General features: G+C 70.7%; 13 protein-coding genes. 9 read left to right on the top strand and 4 right to left on the bottom strand.

Annotation, left to right across the window (positions count from 1 at the left end; genetic code table 11):
• Positions 1-42: 42 nt before the first annotated feature.
• On the bottom strand, positions 43-1,878 hold the full coding sequence (locus ACGFIE_RS17015; protein WP_393295505.1) for an RICIN domain-containing protein: 1,836 nt from the start codon (positions 1,876-1,878) through the stop codon (positions 43-45).
• Between the two features lie 301 nt (positions 1,879-2,179).
• Here ACGFIE_RS17015 and ACGFIE_RS17010 point away from each other — a divergent pair, with 301 nt between their 5' ends.
• From ACGFIE_RS17010 to ACGFIE_RS16995, 4 genes are read left to right on the top strand one after another with little or no spacing between them, the layout of a single operon-like run.
• Entirely contained in the window at positions 2,180-3,421 is a 1,242-nt protein-coding gene (locus ACGFIE_RS17010) for an extracellular solute-binding protein (RefSeq protein ID WP_393295502.1), read from the top strand.
• An 18-nt stretch (positions 3,422-3,439) separates the two neighbouring features.
• Complete coding sequence (locus tag ACGFIE_RS17005; protein WP_393295499.1) at positions 3,440-4,411, top strand: carbohydrate ABC transporter permease; 972 nt, start codon at positions 3,440-3,442, stop codon at positions 4,409-4,411.
• Positions 4,408-5,232, top strand: a complete 825-nt coding sequence (locus ACGFIE_RS17000) for a carbohydrate ABC transporter permease (RefSeq protein WP_363682798.1) — start codon at positions 4,408-4,410, stop codon at positions 5,230-5,232. The genes ACGFIE_RS17005 and ACGFIE_RS17000 overlap by 4 nt, the downstream gene beginning before the upstream one ends.
• A 32-nt stretch (positions 5,233-5,264) precedes the next feature.
• Positions 5,265-6,977 (top strand): amylo-alpha-1,6-glucosidase, encoded by a 1,713-nt coding sequence (locus ACGFIE_RS16995; RefSeq protein ID WP_393295495.1) that lies wholly within the window; start codon positions 5,265-5,267, stop codon positions 6,975-6,977.
• A 52-nt stretch (positions 6,978-7,029) separates the two neighbouring features.
• Here the strand turns inward: ACGFIE_RS16995 and ACGFIE_RS16990 are convergent, their stop codons facing one another.
• The gene (locus ACGFIE_RS16990) at positions 7,030-8,043 is read right to left on the bottom strand and encodes a LacI family DNA-binding transcriptional regulator (protein ID WP_393295492.1); all 1,014 of its coding nucleotides are present in this window, start codon (positions 8,041-8,043) and stop codon (positions 7,030-7,032) included.
• Between the two features lie 223 nt (positions 8,044-8,266).
• Between ACGFIE_RS16990 and ACGFIE_RS16985 the strand changes: the two genes are divergently transcribed.
• Both ACGFIE_RS16985 and ACGFIE_RS16980 read left to right on the top strand, forming a co-directional pair.
• Positions 8,267-8,698 (top strand): iron chaperone, encoded by a 432-nt coding sequence (locus tag ACGFIE_RS16985; protein WP_393295489.1) that lies wholly within the window; start codon positions 8,267-8,269, stop codon positions 8,696-8,698.
• A gap of 91 nt (positions 8,699-8,789) precedes the next feature.
• Entirely contained in the window at positions 8,790-9,104 is a 315-nt protein-coding gene (locus tag ACGFIE_RS16980; RefSeq protein ID WP_393295486.1) for a hypothetical protein, read from the top strand.
• 79 nt (positions 9,105-9,183) lie between these two features.
• Here ACGFIE_RS16980 and ACGFIE_RS16975 read toward each other — a convergent pair whose 3' ends face one another.
• Positions 9,184-12,021 carry a glycoside hydrolase N-terminal domain-containing protein gene (locus tag ACGFIE_RS16975; RefSeq protein WP_393295483.1) on the bottom strand — a complete coding sequence of 946 codons (2,838 nt, stop codon included), beginning with the start codon at positions 12,019-12,021 and terminating at the stop codon, positions 9,184-9,186.
• 443 nt (positions 12,022-12,464) lie between these two features.
• Between ACGFIE_RS16975 and ACGFIE_RS16970 the strand changes: the two genes are divergently transcribed.
• From ACGFIE_RS16970 to ACGFIE_RS16960, 3 genes are all read left to right on the top strand, one after another.
• Positions 12,465-14,039 carry a glycoside hydrolase family 43 protein gene (locus ACGFIE_RS16970; RefSeq protein ID WP_393295480.1) on the top strand — a complete coding sequence of 525 codons (1,575 nt, stop codon included), beginning with the start codon at positions 12,465-12,467 and terminating at the stop codon, positions 14,037-14,039.
• A gap of 108 nt (positions 14,040-14,147) precedes the next feature.
• Positions 14,148-14,555: a YciI family protein gene (locus ACGFIE_RS16965; RefSeq protein WP_363682784.1), complete on the top strand. Its 408-nt coding sequence runs from the start codon at positions 14,148-14,150 to the stop codon at positions 14,553-14,555.
• Positions 14,556-14,563: 8 nt separating this feature from the next.
• Complete coding sequence (locus ACGFIE_RS16960; protein ID WP_393295686.1) at positions 14,564-15,709, top strand: RNA polymerase sigma factor; 1,146 nt, start codon at positions 14,564-14,566, stop codon at positions 15,707-15,709.
• Positions 15,710-15,802: 93 nt separating this feature from the next.
• On the opposite strand, the gene ACGFIE_RS16955 is transcribed toward ACGFIE_RS16960, so the two are convergent.
• Positions 15,803-16,696 carry an SGNH/GDSL hydrolase family protein gene (locus tag ACGFIE_RS16955; RefSeq protein WP_393295476.1) on the bottom strand — a complete coding sequence of 298 codons (894 nt, stop codon included), beginning with the start codon at positions 16,694-16,696 and terminating at the stop codon, positions 15,803-15,805.
• Positions 16,697-16,886 lie beyond the last annotated feature (190 nt).

Raw genomic sequence — 16,886 nt, 5'->3', positions numbered from 1 at the left:
CCGCCCGTGCCGGCGGCCACCGCCTGACCTCTTCCGCGCCGCCTACCGCCCCCAGATCCGCCAGGTTTGGTTCAGCGGGCTGCCCTGAGTGACCGCGTTGCAGGGCCACTGGAGGACCGTCGCGCGGGCCGCCGTGGAGACCCCGTTGACGTCGACGCACTTGCCGCTGTGCCGGGCGACGAGCTGGTAGTCGTGCGAGTCGTTACCGGAGTAGGTCACCTTTCGGAGGGTGAACTGCTGGTAGGGCACGTTCTGGCAGGTCCGCTGGTCCACGGCGGCGCTGTTGGCGGTGGAGCCGCCGCTGACGTCGAGGCACTTGCCGCTCTGCTGGTTCACCACCGTGTACGTGTTCGCCACGCCGGCGACCGGCTGGAAGTTCCAGAGCTGCTGGGCGCCGCCCTCGCAGTAGAACTGCTGCTGGACGTTGCCGTCGGCGGTGCTCAGGCCGGTGTTGTCCAGGCACTGCTGGGAGTGCTGGGCCACCGCCACCGACTGGAAGCCTCCTTCGGAGGGCCGCAGCAGGGTCACCGTGTACGTGTCGTTCTGGTTGCCGTACCCCAGGTTCACCGTGGCGTTGTTGTTGGACAGGGTGACGACGCTGTTGGAGACCGTGATCGGGCCCTGCACCGCACCGCCGTTGTTGTACGGGATGCGCTGCGTGAGCACCCGCACCTGGTTGTTCTGTACGACACCACTCGTCGTGTCGAGGCGTTGCAGGTTGACGCTCAGGTTTCCGGTGGTGCGGCCACCACCGACCAGGACCTTCGCCACACCGGTCGCCTTCGTGGCGTACGCGTCGTACGACTGGCTGCCGGTCACCGCGACGTTCTGGCCGGTCTGCGAGGCGTAGTAGCGGTAGGCCCACCACTCGCCCTTGGGCTGGTGCTCTCCGGCCGAGTTGCGGGTCAACAGGTTGCCGAGGTCGTTGTGCAGGTTGCCGGCGCTTGCCCAGTTGGCTCGCAGACCGTCCGCGCCGGCCCGCTCCAGACGCGCGATGTACCAGGCGCCGTCGGCCGGGTTCTGCTCGTTGGACGCCCCGTACTCGTTGATCTGGTACGGGCGGGGATGCGGGATGCCGCGCGGGTCGAGGGTGGCGTTGGCGGCGGCGACGTTGGCGACCGGGTCACCGGGCAGCGAGTGCCAGCTGATGATGTCCGGCACCGTGTTCGTCGAGCGCACGAAGTCCAGGTACTGGTTCCAGAACGCGTGGTTTGTCGACGGCACGCAGGCGCAGCTCGGCCCGACGATGAGCTGGTTGGGGAACTCCGTCCGGAGGCGCTGGTAGGTGCGCCGCCAGAGCTCCAGGTACTGGGAGATCGGCCGGTTCCAGAAGATGGTGATGTTGGGTTCGTTCCAGATGTCCCACTGCACCGACAGGCCGGACGCCCGGACGTCGTTGATGACCCGGCTCAGGAAGTTGTCGTAGTCGGTCCAGTTGCCGTTGTCGCCGGGGAAGCGGGAGATGCCGGCACCGTCGGCGCCCCACAGGTCGTGCGGCAGCAGGATGAACTGGCCGCCGAGGGCGGCGGTCCGACGCGCCTGGGCGAGTGTGGCGTTCCAGCGACGATCGTAGTTTCCGCCGACCCAGCCACTGCCGGGCAGTTGCGCGCCGCCGGCGCGCATGTAGCGGAAGTTCACGTCGCGGTAGAAGTGGTCGGGCGGGCCACTGGCGTTCTCGGTCATGCCGTAGATCCAGCCGGCCGCGCGGTAGGTGGGCGTGCCGGTGGTCGTGGAGAAGTTGACGCTTATCGACTCGTCCGCGGCCTGGGCCGGGGACGCGGCGACGGTGACGGCGGTGGTTGCGGCGAGCAGGCCGACGACGAGTCGGGCGACGAGCGCGTGGGCTCGCCCCGACCTGCTGCGGGACGGGGTTTTCACGGGCGGCTCCTTGGTGGGGCGCGGGGGACGCTCTCCGGAGGGCTGCGCTTGCGAATCGATTCGCACGGATCGTAGGTCGGGGACTCACTCGTGTCAATGAAGTGACGATCGGGTGAAGGCGGTGTTTCCCAGCAGCACCAACCGGCCAGCTCACCCAACCCTTGACCAGCGAGCAGGGGCGGTCCTATCTTCGTGCGAACCGTTTCGTCGAATCGGTTCGCCTCATGGTCGGACGTGGTCCGGCCCGCGACGGTCAACCCACGACACTCCACCTGACGATCGACTTTAAGTGAGGCAGCACATGACAGGACTCAACCGACGGCGGCGCCTGGCCGCCGTTGCCGTGCTGGCGCTCGCCGCGGTGACCGCCGGCGCCTGCTCGTCGTCGTCCGGCGACTCCGACACCGGCGGCGGGGCCTACCTCGTCTGGGACCCGTATCCGCAGTTCGCCGACGACTCCGACTGGGTCGCCCTGCTCAAGAAGTGCGGCACCTCGGCGGGCGTGACTGTCGAGCGGACCGGTTACGACACCACCGACCTCACCAACAAGGCGCTGCTCGCCGCCCAGCAGGGCAACTCGCCGGACGTGCTGATCGTCGACAACCCGGTCATCTCGACACTGGCCGAGGCCGGGGCGCTCACCACCACCGAAGAGAACAAGCTGGACGTGTCGAGCATGGCGCCGAACCTGCTCGGCGCCGGCCAGAGCGGTGGCAAGACGTACGGGGTGCCGATCGGGGCGAACACCCTCGCGCTCTACTACAACAAGGACCTGTTGACCACCGCCGGCGTCGACCCGGCCTCGGTCACCGACTGGGCGTCCCTGACCACGGCACTGACGAAGGTCAAGGCGAAGGGCAAGAAGGGCATCACCTTCTCCGCGATCGGGACCGAGGAGGGCAGCTTCCAGTTCCTGCCCTGGTTCTGGGGATCGGGCGCCCAGCTGACCAGCCTGGACTCGCCGCAGGCGGTGTCCGCGCTGACCCTCTGGAAGGACTGGCTCAAGCAGGGCCTGGCCCCGAACTCGGTCATCAACAACACCCAGACCACGAGCTGGCAGGAGTTCGCCACCGGCAACTTCGCGTTCGCCGAGAACGGCACCTGGCAGCTGGCCAACGCGGAGAAGCTCGGCTTCTCGTACGGCACCATCGCGATCCCGGCCAGCGCCGGTGGGCCGGCCCCGGCGCCGACCGGTGGCGAGTTCGTCTCGATCCCGGTGCAGAAGAAGACCGGTCGGTACGCGACGTCGCAGAAGCTCGTCACCTGCCTGACCAACGCCGACAATCTCCTCACCACCGACACGACGCTCTCCTACGTCGCGCCGGTCACCGCCGTACAGGACCGGCAGGCGACCGAGAACCCCAAGCTCAAGGTCTGGGTGGAGGCCGTCCGCGCGGCGAAGGGCCGCACCGGTGACAACCTCGGCACGAAGTACCCGAAGATCTCCGAACCCCTGTGGACCGCCGTGCAGGCGGCCCTGAGCGGCGGGAAGTCGCCGCAGGAGGCGTTGACCGGCGCGCAGGCCTCGGCCACGAGCAAGTAAGCGGGCCGAACCGACACGATGACCCCCACGACACGGACCACCACCACGACGCGAGGCCACGGCGGGGCGGCGAAGGCCGCCCCGCCCGGGCCCCCCGCGCCTCGAACCCGCCGGCCCGGACGATGGCTGGCATGGGGCTTCCTGGCGCCGACTGTCGTCTACCTGCTGGCCTTCTACGCCTACCCGCTCTACCGCAACATCGAGCTGAGCCTGCGCGAGTACACGGTCCGCTCGTTCGTGCAGGGCGGCGCACCCTTCGCCGGCCTGGACAACTACCGCACCGTCCTGACCGACCCGGCGTTCTGGCCGACGTTGACGCACACACTGGTCTTCACCGGCGCGTCACTCGTCTTCCAGTTCACCATCGGCATGGCCCTGGCTCTCTTCTTCCGTCAGAACTTCCCGCTGTCGGGCACCCTGCGGGCGCTGATCCTCGTACCCTGGCTGCTGCCTCTGATCGTCTCGGCCTCGACCTGGTCGTGGCTGCTCAACAGCGACTCGGGGTTGGTCAACGCCGCGCTGGGCGTCGTCGGGATCGACCCGGTCAACTGGCTCACCTCGCCGACCTGGTCGCTCACCTCGGTGATCATCGCGAACGTCTGGATCGGCATCCCGTTCAACCTGGTGGTGCTCTACAGCGGCCTCCAGGCCATCCCGGTCGAGGTGTACGAGGCGTCCGCGCTCGACGGCGCGAGCGGCTGGCAACGGTTCTGGTCGATCACCTTCCCGCTGTTGCGCCCGGTCTCCGCGATCACGCTGCTGCTGGGGCTGATCTACACGCTGAAGGTCTTCGACATCATCTGGATCATGACCCGGGGCGGCCCGACCGGTTCGTCCGCAACGCTCGCCACCTGGTCGTACCGCCTCGGCTTCGGCAACATGCTGCCGGAGTTCGGGCCGGGCGCGGCCGTCGGCAACCTGCTCATCGTGATGGCCCTGATCGCCGGGCTCGTCTACATCCGGTCCCAGCGGAGGCAGTACCAACGATGACAACGTCACCGCGTCGCGTCTGGTGGAAGACCGGAATCGGTCTGGTGCTGACCGGGCTGATGCTCTTCCCCGTCTACTGGATGATCAATGTTTCGTTCACCCGGGACCAGGACATGCGGGCCAGTCCGCCGCACCTGTTCCCGACCAACGGCACGCTGGACGGCTACCGGGCCGTCCTCGACCAGCAACTGCCGTACCTCGGCACCAGCTTCGTCGTCGGGCTCGGCACCGTCGCGCTGACCCTGGCGCTCGCCGCCCCCGCCGGATACGCGTTGGCGAAGCTACGGCCACCAGGCGGCCCGGCGCTGAGCTTCCTGCTGCTGATCGCCCAGATGATCCCGGGAATCATCATGGCGATGGGCTTCTACGCCATCTATCTCACCCTCGGCGTGCTCAACACGCTGCCGGGCCTGATCCTGGCCGACACGACACTCGCGGTGCCGTTCGCCGTACTGATCTTCACGGCCTTCATGTCCGGCATCCCCGACGAACTGCTACAGGCCGCCGTGGTCGACGGCGCGGGACGGCTGCGCACCTTCTGGTCGGTCGTGCTGCCGGTCAGCCGCAACTCGATCGTGACGGTGTCGCTGTTCGCGTTCCTGTGGTCCTGGTCGGACTTCATCTTCGCCTCGACCCTCGCCGGCGGTGGCGACCACCAGCCGATCACCCTCGGCATCTACCACTACATCGGCAACAACAACCAGCAGTGGAACGCCATCATGGCCACCGCTGTCGTCGCCTCCATCCCGGCCGCCGTGCTGCTGGTCCTGGCTCAGCGGTACGTCTCGATGGGCGTGACCGCCGGCGCCGTCAAGGACTGACCACCCGCACCACAGAAAGGCAACCGCCACCCATGACCGTCGCCCCGTCCGGTCCGGAGTTCGGAATCCAGGACATCCCGTTCAGCTACCGAGGATCCTGGCTCAACATCTCCCCGGTGGTCGCCGAGAAGACGTACGCCGACGACCTGCACCTGGTGTCGCACCAGACCGGTCTGCACCCGGTGCTGCGCCTCTCCCCCACGGACGCCGGCACCACAGTCGTCGCCACGCCCGCGCTGCTCACCTGGCATGCCGGTACCGGGCGGATCGACGCCGTCTACGACGGACCGGACACCCTGCGGCTGCGGGGCCGGCAGCTCGGCCTGCGCATCGCGGCGGCCGCGGACACCCTCACCCCGTTCAGTGGCACCTACCTCTACCTCGACCCGGTCGACGGATCACACGTGTTCACCTCGTACGAGACCGGGCGCCGCTACCGGGTGACCGTGCTCTCCGGCGGGCTGCGCCGCACCGACGGCGTCGAGGCGCTCGGCGCCGCCGACCGCTTCCTGGACCTCCCCGGCGACCAACCCTGGGAGATCGCCATCGAGGAGTACGCCACCGCCCGCCGGCCGTACGCCGTCGCCGTCCCCTTCGACCAGGTGTGCCGCGACCGCAGCGCCGAGTTCACCGCGTTCGTCGACGCGGTCGCGCCCTGGCGCAGCGCGGACACACCGGCCGCCGAACTGGCCGCCTACGTGTTGTGGTCCGCCACCGTCGCCCCGGCGGGCTTCGTCACCCGGCCCGCCGTCCTGATGTCCAAGCACTGGATGGACAAGGTGTGGAGCTGGGACCACTGCTTCAACGCGATCGCGCTCGCGGCCGGCGAACCGGAGCTGGCCTGGCACCAGTTCCAACTGCCCTTCGACCACCAGGACGGCGCGGGCGCCCTGCCCGACTCGGTCACCCACTCGGAGGTCCTGCACAACTACGTCAAGCCCCCCATCCACGGCTGGGCCCTGCGCCACCTGCGCCAGCGGCTTCCCCAACCACCGGAGCCCGCGGAGCTCGCCCGGACGTACGACAGGCTGGCCCGCTGGACCGGGTTCTGGCTCGACGCGCGCCGTGCGCCCGGCCAGGACCTGCCGCACTACCAGCACGGCAACGACAGTGGCTGGGACAACGCCACCACGTTCGACGACAACCGCGTCCTGCAGACCGCCGACCTGGCCGCGTTCCTGGTGTCCCAGCTACGCTGCCTGGCCGACCTCGCCACCGAGCTGGGCGAACCCGCCGACAGGTGGTCCCGGGAGGCCGACCGGATCCACACGGCGATGCTCGGGCAGCTGTGGGACGGCAAGCGCTTCACCGCCCGCAGCCCGCACACCGGGCAGCAGCGGACAAGCCGCAGTCTGCTCGATCTCATGCCCGTCGCCCTCGGCGCCGACCTACCCGCTCCGATCGCCGACGCGCTGGCCCGGGACGTCGAGACCCACCTCACCACGCACGGGCTGGCCACCGAGCCGACGGACTCGGCCCACTACCTCGCCGACGGCTACTGGCGGGGGCCGATCTGGGCGCCCTCCACCGTGCTGGTCGAGGACGGTCTGCGGCGGGCCGGGCACACCGGGATCGCCGACGACATCAGCCAGCGCTTCCTCGCGCTGTGCGAGAAGTCCGGTTTCGCGGAGAACTTCGACGCCGAGACCGGCGCCGGGCTGCGGGACCGCGCGTACACCTGGACGGCCAGCAGCTACCTCATCCTCGCGGCCGCTCAGGAGGAGCGCCGAGCCGCGCGGCGATAGCCGGCCGACGCGGGCCCCAACCGACCCCCCGGGGCCCGCGTCGGTCAAGGGGTCAGCGCGCCCGGACCGGACCGGTGCTGGACCGCAGCGAGATGGGCGGGCTGTACAGGCGGTGCCGCGGCACACTCTCGGGGGCGGCGATGATCTCCAGCAGCAGCGCCACCGCCTCGGCCCCCATGTCCCGCATGGGCACGTCGGCGGCGGTCAGCGGCGGACGGAAGTCCTCCGCCCAGTGCTGGGCGGCGACCCCGGTGACGGAGAAGTCGGCAGGCACGGACAGCCCGGCGCCGGTCAGCGCGCGCTGCATCCCGGGCAGCGCCGCCTCGTTGATGGTGGCCACCGCCGTGACCTCCGGATGTGTCCCGAGCAACTGCTCCACGCACGCCTCACCGGAGGCCGTGTCGTCGCCGCAGCAGACGTCCACGCCGGTCAGACCCCGTTCCGCCACCGCCGCCTGGAAACCGGTGAGCGCGCGGTGGCTCGGCCCGTAGCCCGCCGCCACCAGCTCGGCGGAGCGGTTGACGAGCGCCACGTGCCGATGCCCCAGGTCGGCCAGGTGGTGCACGCAGCGCGCGATCAGGCCGGCGTAGTCGATGTCGACCCAGCTCATGCCGTGCGCTTCGGCCGTCCGGCCGATCGTGACGAACGGCAGGCCCGTTCTGGTCAGCCGCGTGACCCGGTCGTCCTCCAACCGGATCTCCATCAGGACGACGCCGTCCACCCGACGCCCGCTGACGATCCGCTCGAACGAACGGTCGTGGTCGCCGCCGGACGGGGACAGCAGCACATCCAGATCGTGGCGGGCGGCGGCCTCGACGACGCTGGCGACGAAGCCCAACTGCATGTCGGTCAACCGCTGGCTCGCCGGTGGGATCACCAGCCCGAGCGTGCGGGTACGCCCCTCCTTCAGGGCGCGGGCGCTGGCGTTCGGCCGGTAGTCCAGCTCGTCGATGACCGCCTGGATCCGCTGCCGGGTCGCCTCCGAGACGGTCCGCTTGCCGCTCAGCACGTACGACACGGTGCTGCGGGACACCCCGGCCCGCCGGGCGATCTCCCCGATGTTCATACGCCGCCCTCGAATCGTTTCCTGCCCCGACGGGGACGCGCCCAGCTCCGGATGAGCATAAGCGCTCCGCAGCGGCACCCGGACGCCCCGCCCGACCGGGTCGGAGGCCGCCGGCCGCCGACCCGGTCAGGAATCAAGAAGCACCTGTCGTCACCCGGGCCTAGCCTTTCCCCAGGTAGCCGGCACCACGCCGGGCCGAGGAAAGATCGAGAGGGAGCCCACCATGACCGAGTCCGACGGCTTCAGCGCCGAGGAGCGCGCGGCGATGAAGGAGCGTGCGGCCGAGCTGCGCGCCGAGGGCAAGAAGGGCGCCAAGAGGGCCGACGGGTTGCAGGCGGTCCTCGACCGGATCGCGCAGATGGCCCCCGACGATCGCGCGCTCGCCGAGCGTGTGCACGTGGCGGTGACCACCGCCGCACCCGAGCTGTCGCCGAAGACCTGGTACGGGATGCCCGCCTACGCGAACGCGGCCGACAAGATCGTCGTCTTCTTCCAGGACTCCGGCAAGTTCAACTACCGGTACTCGACGCTGGGCTTCCAGGACACGGCCAACCTCGACGACGGCGACCTCTGGCCGGTGTCGTACGCACTGCGGACGTGGAGCCCCGAGGTGGAGAAGCGGGTCATCGAGCTGGTGCGGGCCGCGATCTCCTGAGCATCGCCCCGACCCGGTCACTCGCGGGCGGCGGCCCGCTCCGCCGGCGAGCGGCCTGGTGCCGCTTGCGCCCACCGACAATGATCGACACGTGTCGCTCTGGGAGATCGTCTCGCACATCTGCGTACCGCTGATGGTCGTCGGTGGCGCCGCGTTCATCGTGGTCGCCGCGTTCACCAGCCCGCCGGATTCCTTCTCCTGGCCACGCGGCTGGCAGTGGGCATGGGTGGGGCTGTGGCTCATGGCCGCCGGCGACGCGGCGTTCGGCGTCGACCGACCGGTGTTCGAGCGCGCGTGGAAGGGCGCCGCCGCGTTACTCGTCGCCGTGGCGTGCGCAATCGCCGTCTGGCGTCACCGTCGGTGGCGACGGCGGGCCGGGCCGACGGGCGCTGAGGGAGGGCGGTAGCTGACGCACCGGGCAACCGGCGCTCCAGCCCGCCACCGGGCCGGCGGCGGGCTGGAGCAGAGGCGGGAGACGCGTCGGGTCAGGTCGTCGTGCAGGTGATGTCGGTGGGCGGGTTGTTGACGCCGGTCGTGGAGGCGATGAAGCCGAACGTCGTGGAGCCGCCGGCCGGCAGCGACCCGTTGTAGTCGACGTTCGTCACCCGCACGTTCGCGCCGCTCTGCGTGTGTGCGCCGCTCCAGATCTGGCTGATCACCTGCCCGTTGGGGAAGGTCCAGGAGACGGTCCAGCCACGGGTCGGGGCCGCGCCGGCGGTCACGGTGACCTCGCCCTGGAAGCCGCCCGACCACGAACTCGTCACCGTGTACGTCGCCCGCGCGCCGGACGGTGAGGGCGTGCTCGTCACCGTCGGCGTCGGGGTCGGCGTCGGGCTCAGGGTGGGGGTGACCGTGGGCGTGGGCGTCGGCGTGCTGCTCAGCGTCGGCGACGGTGTCACACCGGGCCGCGCGGCGCGGTAGGTGTGCCCGGCGCGGACGGCGAACTGGACGACATCGGTCTCCGGTCGGGTGGTGGACGGTGTGCTGTCGTCGGTGGCGTCGACGAGGGTGAACGAACCGGTGAAGAGCCGGGCGCGCAGACGTAGCGTGCCGTCCCGGTCGGCACGGACGCTGATCTCGTCGGCCTGCCCGCTGGTCCAGCGCACGCCGACGGTGTATCCGCCCCGACCACGCAGGCCCGCGACCTGGCCGGTGGGCCACCCGCTGGGCAGCGCCGGCAGCAGGTGCAGTTCGCCCGTGTGGCTGTGCAGCACCATCTCGGCGATGCCGGAGGTGGCGCCGAAGTTGCCGTCGATCTGGAACGGGGGATGCAGGTCGAACATGTTCGGCGCGAGCCGGTCGGTCCGCACCAGGTCCTTCAGGAGCTTGTGGGCGCGGGTGGCGTCCTCCAGCCGAGCCCAATAGTTGATCTTCCAGGCGAGGGACCAGCCGGTCCCGTCGTCGCCGCGCAGCTCCAGCGTCCGGCGCGCGGCCTCGTACAGCGCCGGGGTGCCGCGCTTGGTGATCTGGTTACTGGGATGCAGGCCGTACAGGTGTGAGACGTGTCGGTGGTTCCGCTCGGTCTCGACCCAGTCGGCGAGCCACTCCTGGACGTTGCCCCGGGAGCCGACACGTGTGGGCGCGAGCCGGTCCCGGGCCGTCCGCACCTGAGAGCGGAACGTGGCGTCGACGCCGAGCACCTCGCCGGCCCGGGCCACCGCGTCGAACAGGTCGCGCAGGATCTGGTTGTCCATCGTGGGGCCCGCGCAGACGCTGGCGTTCGAGTGGTGCGGCAGCTCCGGCGAGTTCGACGGGTTCGTGACCAGGTATCCGAGCGTCGGGTGGGCGACCAGGGTGTCGAGGAAGAACTGGGCCGCACCCTTGAGAGCCGGGTAGTTGGCCTGGAGGAAGCCGACGTCGCCGGTGAACAGGTAGTGCTCCCAGATGAGGGTGGACAGCCAGGCCCCGCCGGTCTGCCACATGCCCCACAGCGCCCCGTCGACGACCGAGGCGCCCCGCCACCCGTCGGTGTTGTGGTGGGTGACCCATCCACCGGCGCCGTACTGCGCCTGGGCGACGCGCGCGCCGGTCACCGTGAGGTCCCGGACCATGTCGAAGACCGGCAGGAAGCACTCGGGCAGGTTCGTCGTGTCGGCGGGCCAGTAGTTCATCGGCAGGTTGGCGTTGATGGTGTACTTCGAATCCCACGGCGGGGTCATCGAGTCGTTCCAGATGCCCTGCAGGTTCGCCGGTTGCGTGCCCGGTCGCGAGGAGGAGATCAGCAGGTACCTGCCGTACTGGAACAGCAGGGCGGAGAACTGCGGGTCGTTGGTGCTCGCGTGTTGGGCGATCCGCACGTCGGTCGGCTGGTCGGCGGCGGCCGTACGCCCCAGGTCGATTGTCACCCTGTTGAACAGGGCCTGGTAGTCGGCGAGATGGCGACTGCGCAGCTGGTCGAAGGCGACGGCGCGGGCGGCGTTGAGGCGGGTGCGCGCGATGCCCTGATAGTCGCCGTTGACGACGCGGTAGTTGACGTAGCTGGAACCGATCGAGATCAGCACTGTCACGCTCGTGGCGCCGGAGACGCGCAGGGTTCCGCCGGAGCTGCTGACCGTGCCGCCCGTCGCGACGGCCTGGGCCAGGGCGAGGAAGCGCACCGACCCGTTGACGCCCTCCATGGCGCCGGAGATGCCGTCGATGCCGATGGTGGCGGCGTCGGGGCTCGACACCGTCGTCCGCTGTGGGCTGTCGAAGGTCGCGTTGAACGTTATCGAGCCGGCCCGGTCGGCGGTCAGCCGGATCACGATCACCTGGTCGGGCGCGCTGGCGAACGACTCACGCTGGTACCGGACGCCGTTCAGCACGTACGTCGTGGTGACGGTGGCGGTGGTGAGGTCGAGTGTCCGGTTGTACTGGGAGGCGCCGCTGGCGGACCCGAAGGCGAGTCGGAGGTTGCCCACCGGCTGGTAGGCGAGCTGGCCGCCCGGGTTGCCCATCATCGTCTGGTTGATCAGGTCCTGCGCCTGGGTCCACTGGTCGGCGAAGACCCGCCGCCGGATCTCGGCGAGGTTGGCCGCGCCACGGGTGTTGGCGGAGTCGTACGGGCCGCCGGCCCAGATGGTGTCCTCGTTGAGCTGCAACCGTTCGGTGTCGACGTTGCCGAACACCATCGCGCCCAGCCTGCCGTTGCCGATCGGCAGCGCGCGTAGCCAGTCGGTGCCGGCGGGTTCGTCGTACCACAGGGCGAGGTCGCCGGCGGCGAGCACCTGCGGCGGCGCGACCGAGCCGGCGCGGGCGACGGCGGACCACGCGACCGGCAGCAGGGCGGCTCCGGCACCCGCCGCACCGGCCCTCAGCACGTTCCTTCGTGTCACGTCGGGCATGGTTTCTCCAATCAGCGCAGCTCAGAGGCGCAGGCAGAGGAGGGAGGTGCCCGTTGCCGGGCCACCGCCCCAAGAAGTCGAATGTCGTGGACGCGCGCCGTTCGCGGTCTCGCAGGAGACGCCGTCGGACGTGTGTGGACAGCCCGCGCTGTTAGCGTTAACAGTGCCGCCCGTTCGCACCCTGCAGCAACGCTTCACAGCCGGCGGCCGACGCGCCGAGCTCCCGGCGGCGCGTCATCTCACCCTCTATAGACCTTCGTAGATGGCAAGGCCACCCGTCAAGACATGTCGGCGATGTTTCCCGCCAGGGCCCCTCAGGGGTCGCCGCCAGGCCACCCACCTGCTTGCCATCCCGACGGCAGGTTCGTAGCATCCAGGGCACACGATGTTATCGCGAACATTTGCGGCATCCCGCCCCTGACCGGCCCCGGAGGTGGCATCCCGTGTCCGCACACACAGCCGCCGTCTCGGGCTACCGCAACCCGGTCGTCCCCGGCTTCTATCCCGATCCGAGCATCTGCCGGGTCGGCGAGGACTACTACCTGGCCTGCTCCAGCTTCGAGTACTTCCCGGGCGTCCCGCTGCTGCACAGCCGGGACCTGGTCAACTGGCGACAGATCGGCAACGTCCTCGACCGTCCCAGCCAGCTGGAGATCCCGCCGGACGCCGACGCGTCCCGAGGCATCTTCGCGCCTACCATCCGCCACCACGACGGCCGGTTCTGGTTGATCACCACAAACGTCAGCCTGGCCCGACACCTCATCGTCACCGCGGAGGACCCCACCGGCGCGTGGTCCGAGCCCGTCTACCTCGACCTCCCACACGTCGACCCGTCCCTGGCCTGGGACGACGACGGCACCTGCTGGCTGACGACCTCCGGAGTGGACGCCTACCGGATCGACCCGGACAGGGGTCAGGTGCTGGAGGGGCCGATCCCGCTCTGGTCCGGCACCGGTGGGCAGTACCCGGAGGCGCCGCACCTCTACCGGATCGGCGACTGGTGGTACCTGCTGCTCTCCGAGGGCGGCACGCACACCGGCCACGCCGTCTCGGTCGCCCGCTCGCGCAGCCCACGGGGGCCCTTCGAGCCCGCGCCGACCAACCCCATCCTCACGCACCGCAGCACCGACCTGCCCGTACAGGCCGCCGGGCACGCTGATCTCGTGCAGGCCGTCGACGGCAGCTGGTGGATGGTGCTCCTCGGCATCCGGGCGAAGGGTCAGTGGCCGCCCTTCCACGTGCTCGGGCGCGAGACGTTTCTCGTGCCGGTTCGCTGGGACGACGGGTGGCCCGTCGTGGACCCGGTCCGGGAGGTCACCGCCGCACCCGCAGGCAGTCCACCGGCCCTCGCGGCCCCACCCGACCCGGGCGCCCACCACGACGACTTCGACGCGACAGTCCTCGCACCCGGCTGGATCTCGCCCCGCTCCCGCCCCGACGCGGCCTGGTCGCTGACCGAGCGGCCCGGATGGCTCACCCTGCACACCACCGGCACGACGCTTGACCGCGCCGGCGCGACGATCGTGGGAACCCGTCAGCGCCACCATGACTGCCGCGCCGGCACACGTGTGGATCCTGGCAGCGGGACGGCCGGGCTCACCCTCCGCATCGACGAGGCGCACCACTACGACCTGGAGGTGCAGGCAGGCACCGTCCGCGTCGTCGGCCGGGTCGGGCCGTTCCGGCAGGTCTTCGCGTCCCTCGACGTACCCGCCGGCCCGCTGGTCCTGACGGTCACCACCCGGACCGACGACCTCTACCCGCCGACCGTGACCTCCGCGGCGGACCTCGCGGCCGCGGACGAACCCTTCGGCGTACGCCCCGCCACCTCCGACATGGTCGCGTTCGAGGTGGAGACCCTCGAGGGTCGCGTCCTGCTGGCCGAGCTCGACGGGCGCTACCTGTCCACCGAGGTCGCCGGCGGCTTCACCGGCCGGGTCATCGGCCTGTACGTCACCGAGGGCAGCGCCGCCTTCGACTGGTTCGACTACCGTCCGGCGGCACGGCCTACCGACTGAGCGCGGACCGGTATTTTTTTGGGCGGCGATGTCGAGAAACGGCGCGCGGCTCCGTCTCCGAGGTGAACGTGACCGGAACGGGTCACACCAGCGAGGAGGAACACGACGATGGCGAAGTACCTGCTGCTGAAGCACTACCGTGGCGGTCCGGCCGCGGTCAACGACGTACCGATGGACCGGTGGACGCCGGAGGAGATCTCGGCGCACATGCAGTACATGCGCGACTTCGCCGCCCAGTTGGAGAAGACCGGCGAGTACATCGAGGGTCAGGCGCTCGCCCCCGAGGGAGCGTGGGTCCGCTACGACGGCCCCGGGCGCCCACCGGTCACCGACGGCCCGTTCGCCGAGACCAAAGACCTCATCGCCGGCTGGATGGTGATCGACGTCGACAGCTACGAACGCGCCGTCGAGCTGGCCGGAGAGCTGTCGGCCGCTCCGGGGGCGGGCGGGAAGCCGATCCACGAGTGGCTCGAGGTGCGCCCCTTCCTGACCGAGCCGCCCACCATCGCGGAGTGACCTCGGCGATGAACGAGGCACTGCTCCGGAGTCTCACGCCGGCTGTGCTCGGGATCCTCGTCCGCCGCGGAGCTGACTTCGCGGCGGCCGAGGACGCCGTGCAGGACGCGCTTGTCGAGGCCGTCCGCGTCTGGCCGGCCGACCCGCCACGGGACCCGAAGGGCTGGCTGATCAGCGTGGCCTGGCGCCGGTTCCTGGACGGCACCAGGGCCGACGCCGCCCGGCGCCGTCGTGAGGACCTCGTCGACGAGGAGCCGGCGCCGGGGCCTGCGCCCGGGGTGGACGACACCCTGCAGCTCTACTTTCTCTGCGCCCACCCGTCGCTGACGCCGTCGTCCGCCGTCGCGCTCACACTCCGCGCCGTCGGAGGGCTGACCACCCGCCAGATCGCCCACGCCTACCTGGTGCCCGAGGCGACCATGGCGCAACGCATCAGCCGGGCCAAACGCACCGTCTCGGCGGTACGGTTCGACCAGCCCGGCGACGTCGGCACCGTGCTGCGCGTCCTCTACCTGGTCTTCAACGAGGGCTACACGGGCGACGTCGACCTCGCCGCCGAGGCCATCCGGCTCACCCGGCAGCTCACCGCCGCGATCGACCACCCCGAGGTGGCCGGGCTGCTCGCCCTCATGCTGCTGCACCACGCCCGCCGGGCCAGCCGGACCGCGCCCGACGGCAGCCTGGTGCCGCTCGCCGAGCAGGACCGTGGTCGGTGGGACATCGCGGTCATCGCCGAGGGCGTGGACATCCTCCAGGCCGCCCTGGCCCGCGACCGCCTGGGCGAGTTCCAGGCCCAGGCCGCCATCGCCGCGCTCCACGCCGACGCGCCCACCGCCGAGGAGACCGACTGGGTGCAGATCGTCGAGTGGTACGACGAGCTGGCACGCCTGACCGACAGCCCTGTCGTCCGACTCAACCGGGCGGTGGCCGTCGGCGAGGCCGACGGCGCCCGGGCCGGCCTGGCGGCGCTCGCGGCGCTTGACGACTCACTGCCCCGCCACACGGCGGTGGCGGCGTACCTGCACGAACGCGACGGCGACCTGGCGAGGGCGGCACGCCTGTACGGCGAGGCGGCCCACCGGGCCCCCAACCTCGCCGAGCGCGACCACCTGACGCGCCAGGCCGCTCGGCTCAACGCCCGCCGGCAGCGGTGAGGCTCACGCCCGGGGGCGCTGGCGCGTGCCACCGCTTGACCTGCCGGCCCCGCCAACTGGTGCGACGGGGCCGGCCCGAGCGGACGTGTTCGGTCAGCTGTTCAGGGTGGCGAGCAGCGTGCTGCTCATACCCTGCTCACCGCGGGCGTTGGGGTGGAAGGGCGCGGCCGAGTTCTGCGGCACCAGCCCCTCGACCCACCGGGTGCCGCTGCTCTTGCACGCGTCGCGACCGATCGACGGGGTGTAGACGTCGGCGTAGGTGGCGCCGTTCGCCGCCGCCGCGCCGGCCAGCATGGCGTTGAGCGACTTCTCGATGGTGCGCAGGTAGGGCACGTCCTGGTAGGCGATCGGGACCACCGGCCAGCAGCCGTACCCGCTGTCCGGCAGGATCGCCGGATACCCGAGCACCACGACCCGCGCGCTCGGCGCGGCGCGGCGGATCGCCTGGAGCACTGTTGTCACCTTCGGGACGGTGGCCGCGATCCGGGCCTGCAGCTGGTCCGTGCCGCCGGCGGTGTACCGGTTCTTGCACGGTGATCCGAGGGGACTGCTGAGGCTGGCCTGGGCGCATTCGCCGATGATGCCGGAGAAGCCGATGTCGTTGCCGCCGATCTGCACCGTCACCAGCGCCGTGCCCGACGTGACCGCGTTGAGCTGCGGTGGCACCGTGATGCCCAGCTGGCCGCTGCCGCCGTAGAGGATGTCGTCGGTGGTGGCCCCGGAGCAGCTCACGTCGGCGAACGACGCCGAGCCGGCGGACGCGGCCACCAGCGAGGGATAGTTGCGGTTGGACCGCAGGCAGTTCAGGTCGACCTGGCTGGGGATCAGCGGACCGGCGGTGTACGAGTCGCCCAGCGCGACGTAGCGGCCGGAGGGGACCGCGGCGCTGGCGGGTGCGGCGACGGCGAGCAGCACACCGGCGGTGGCCGCGGTGAGCGCGGCGAGTCGGGTGGCTGCCCGCAGGAGCGGCAGGCGGGGACGGGGCATGACGCCTCCCAGGGGAGATCGCGGTGGCGGTGGTGTCGAGATCCTGTCGCCGCCGCAGAGCTCCGTCAATATAGACGGCCCTCACTAAAAACCATCCCACGGTGTGGGCCACGAGGGCTGCGCGGCCGGCGACGTTGACGTCATATGTCGTACGAGTTAAATTGGCATCGATCTATGCCGCTGGCTCCTG

Origin of the sequence: Micromonospora sp. NPDC049275 (assembly GCF_043197115.1) — a bacterium.
GTDB lineage: Bacteria > Actinomycetota > Actinomycetes > Mycobacteriales > Micromonosporaceae > Micromonospora.
Note: the sequence above shows the minus strand (reverse complement) of the source record. Positions and strands in the feature narration are given on the sequence as shown.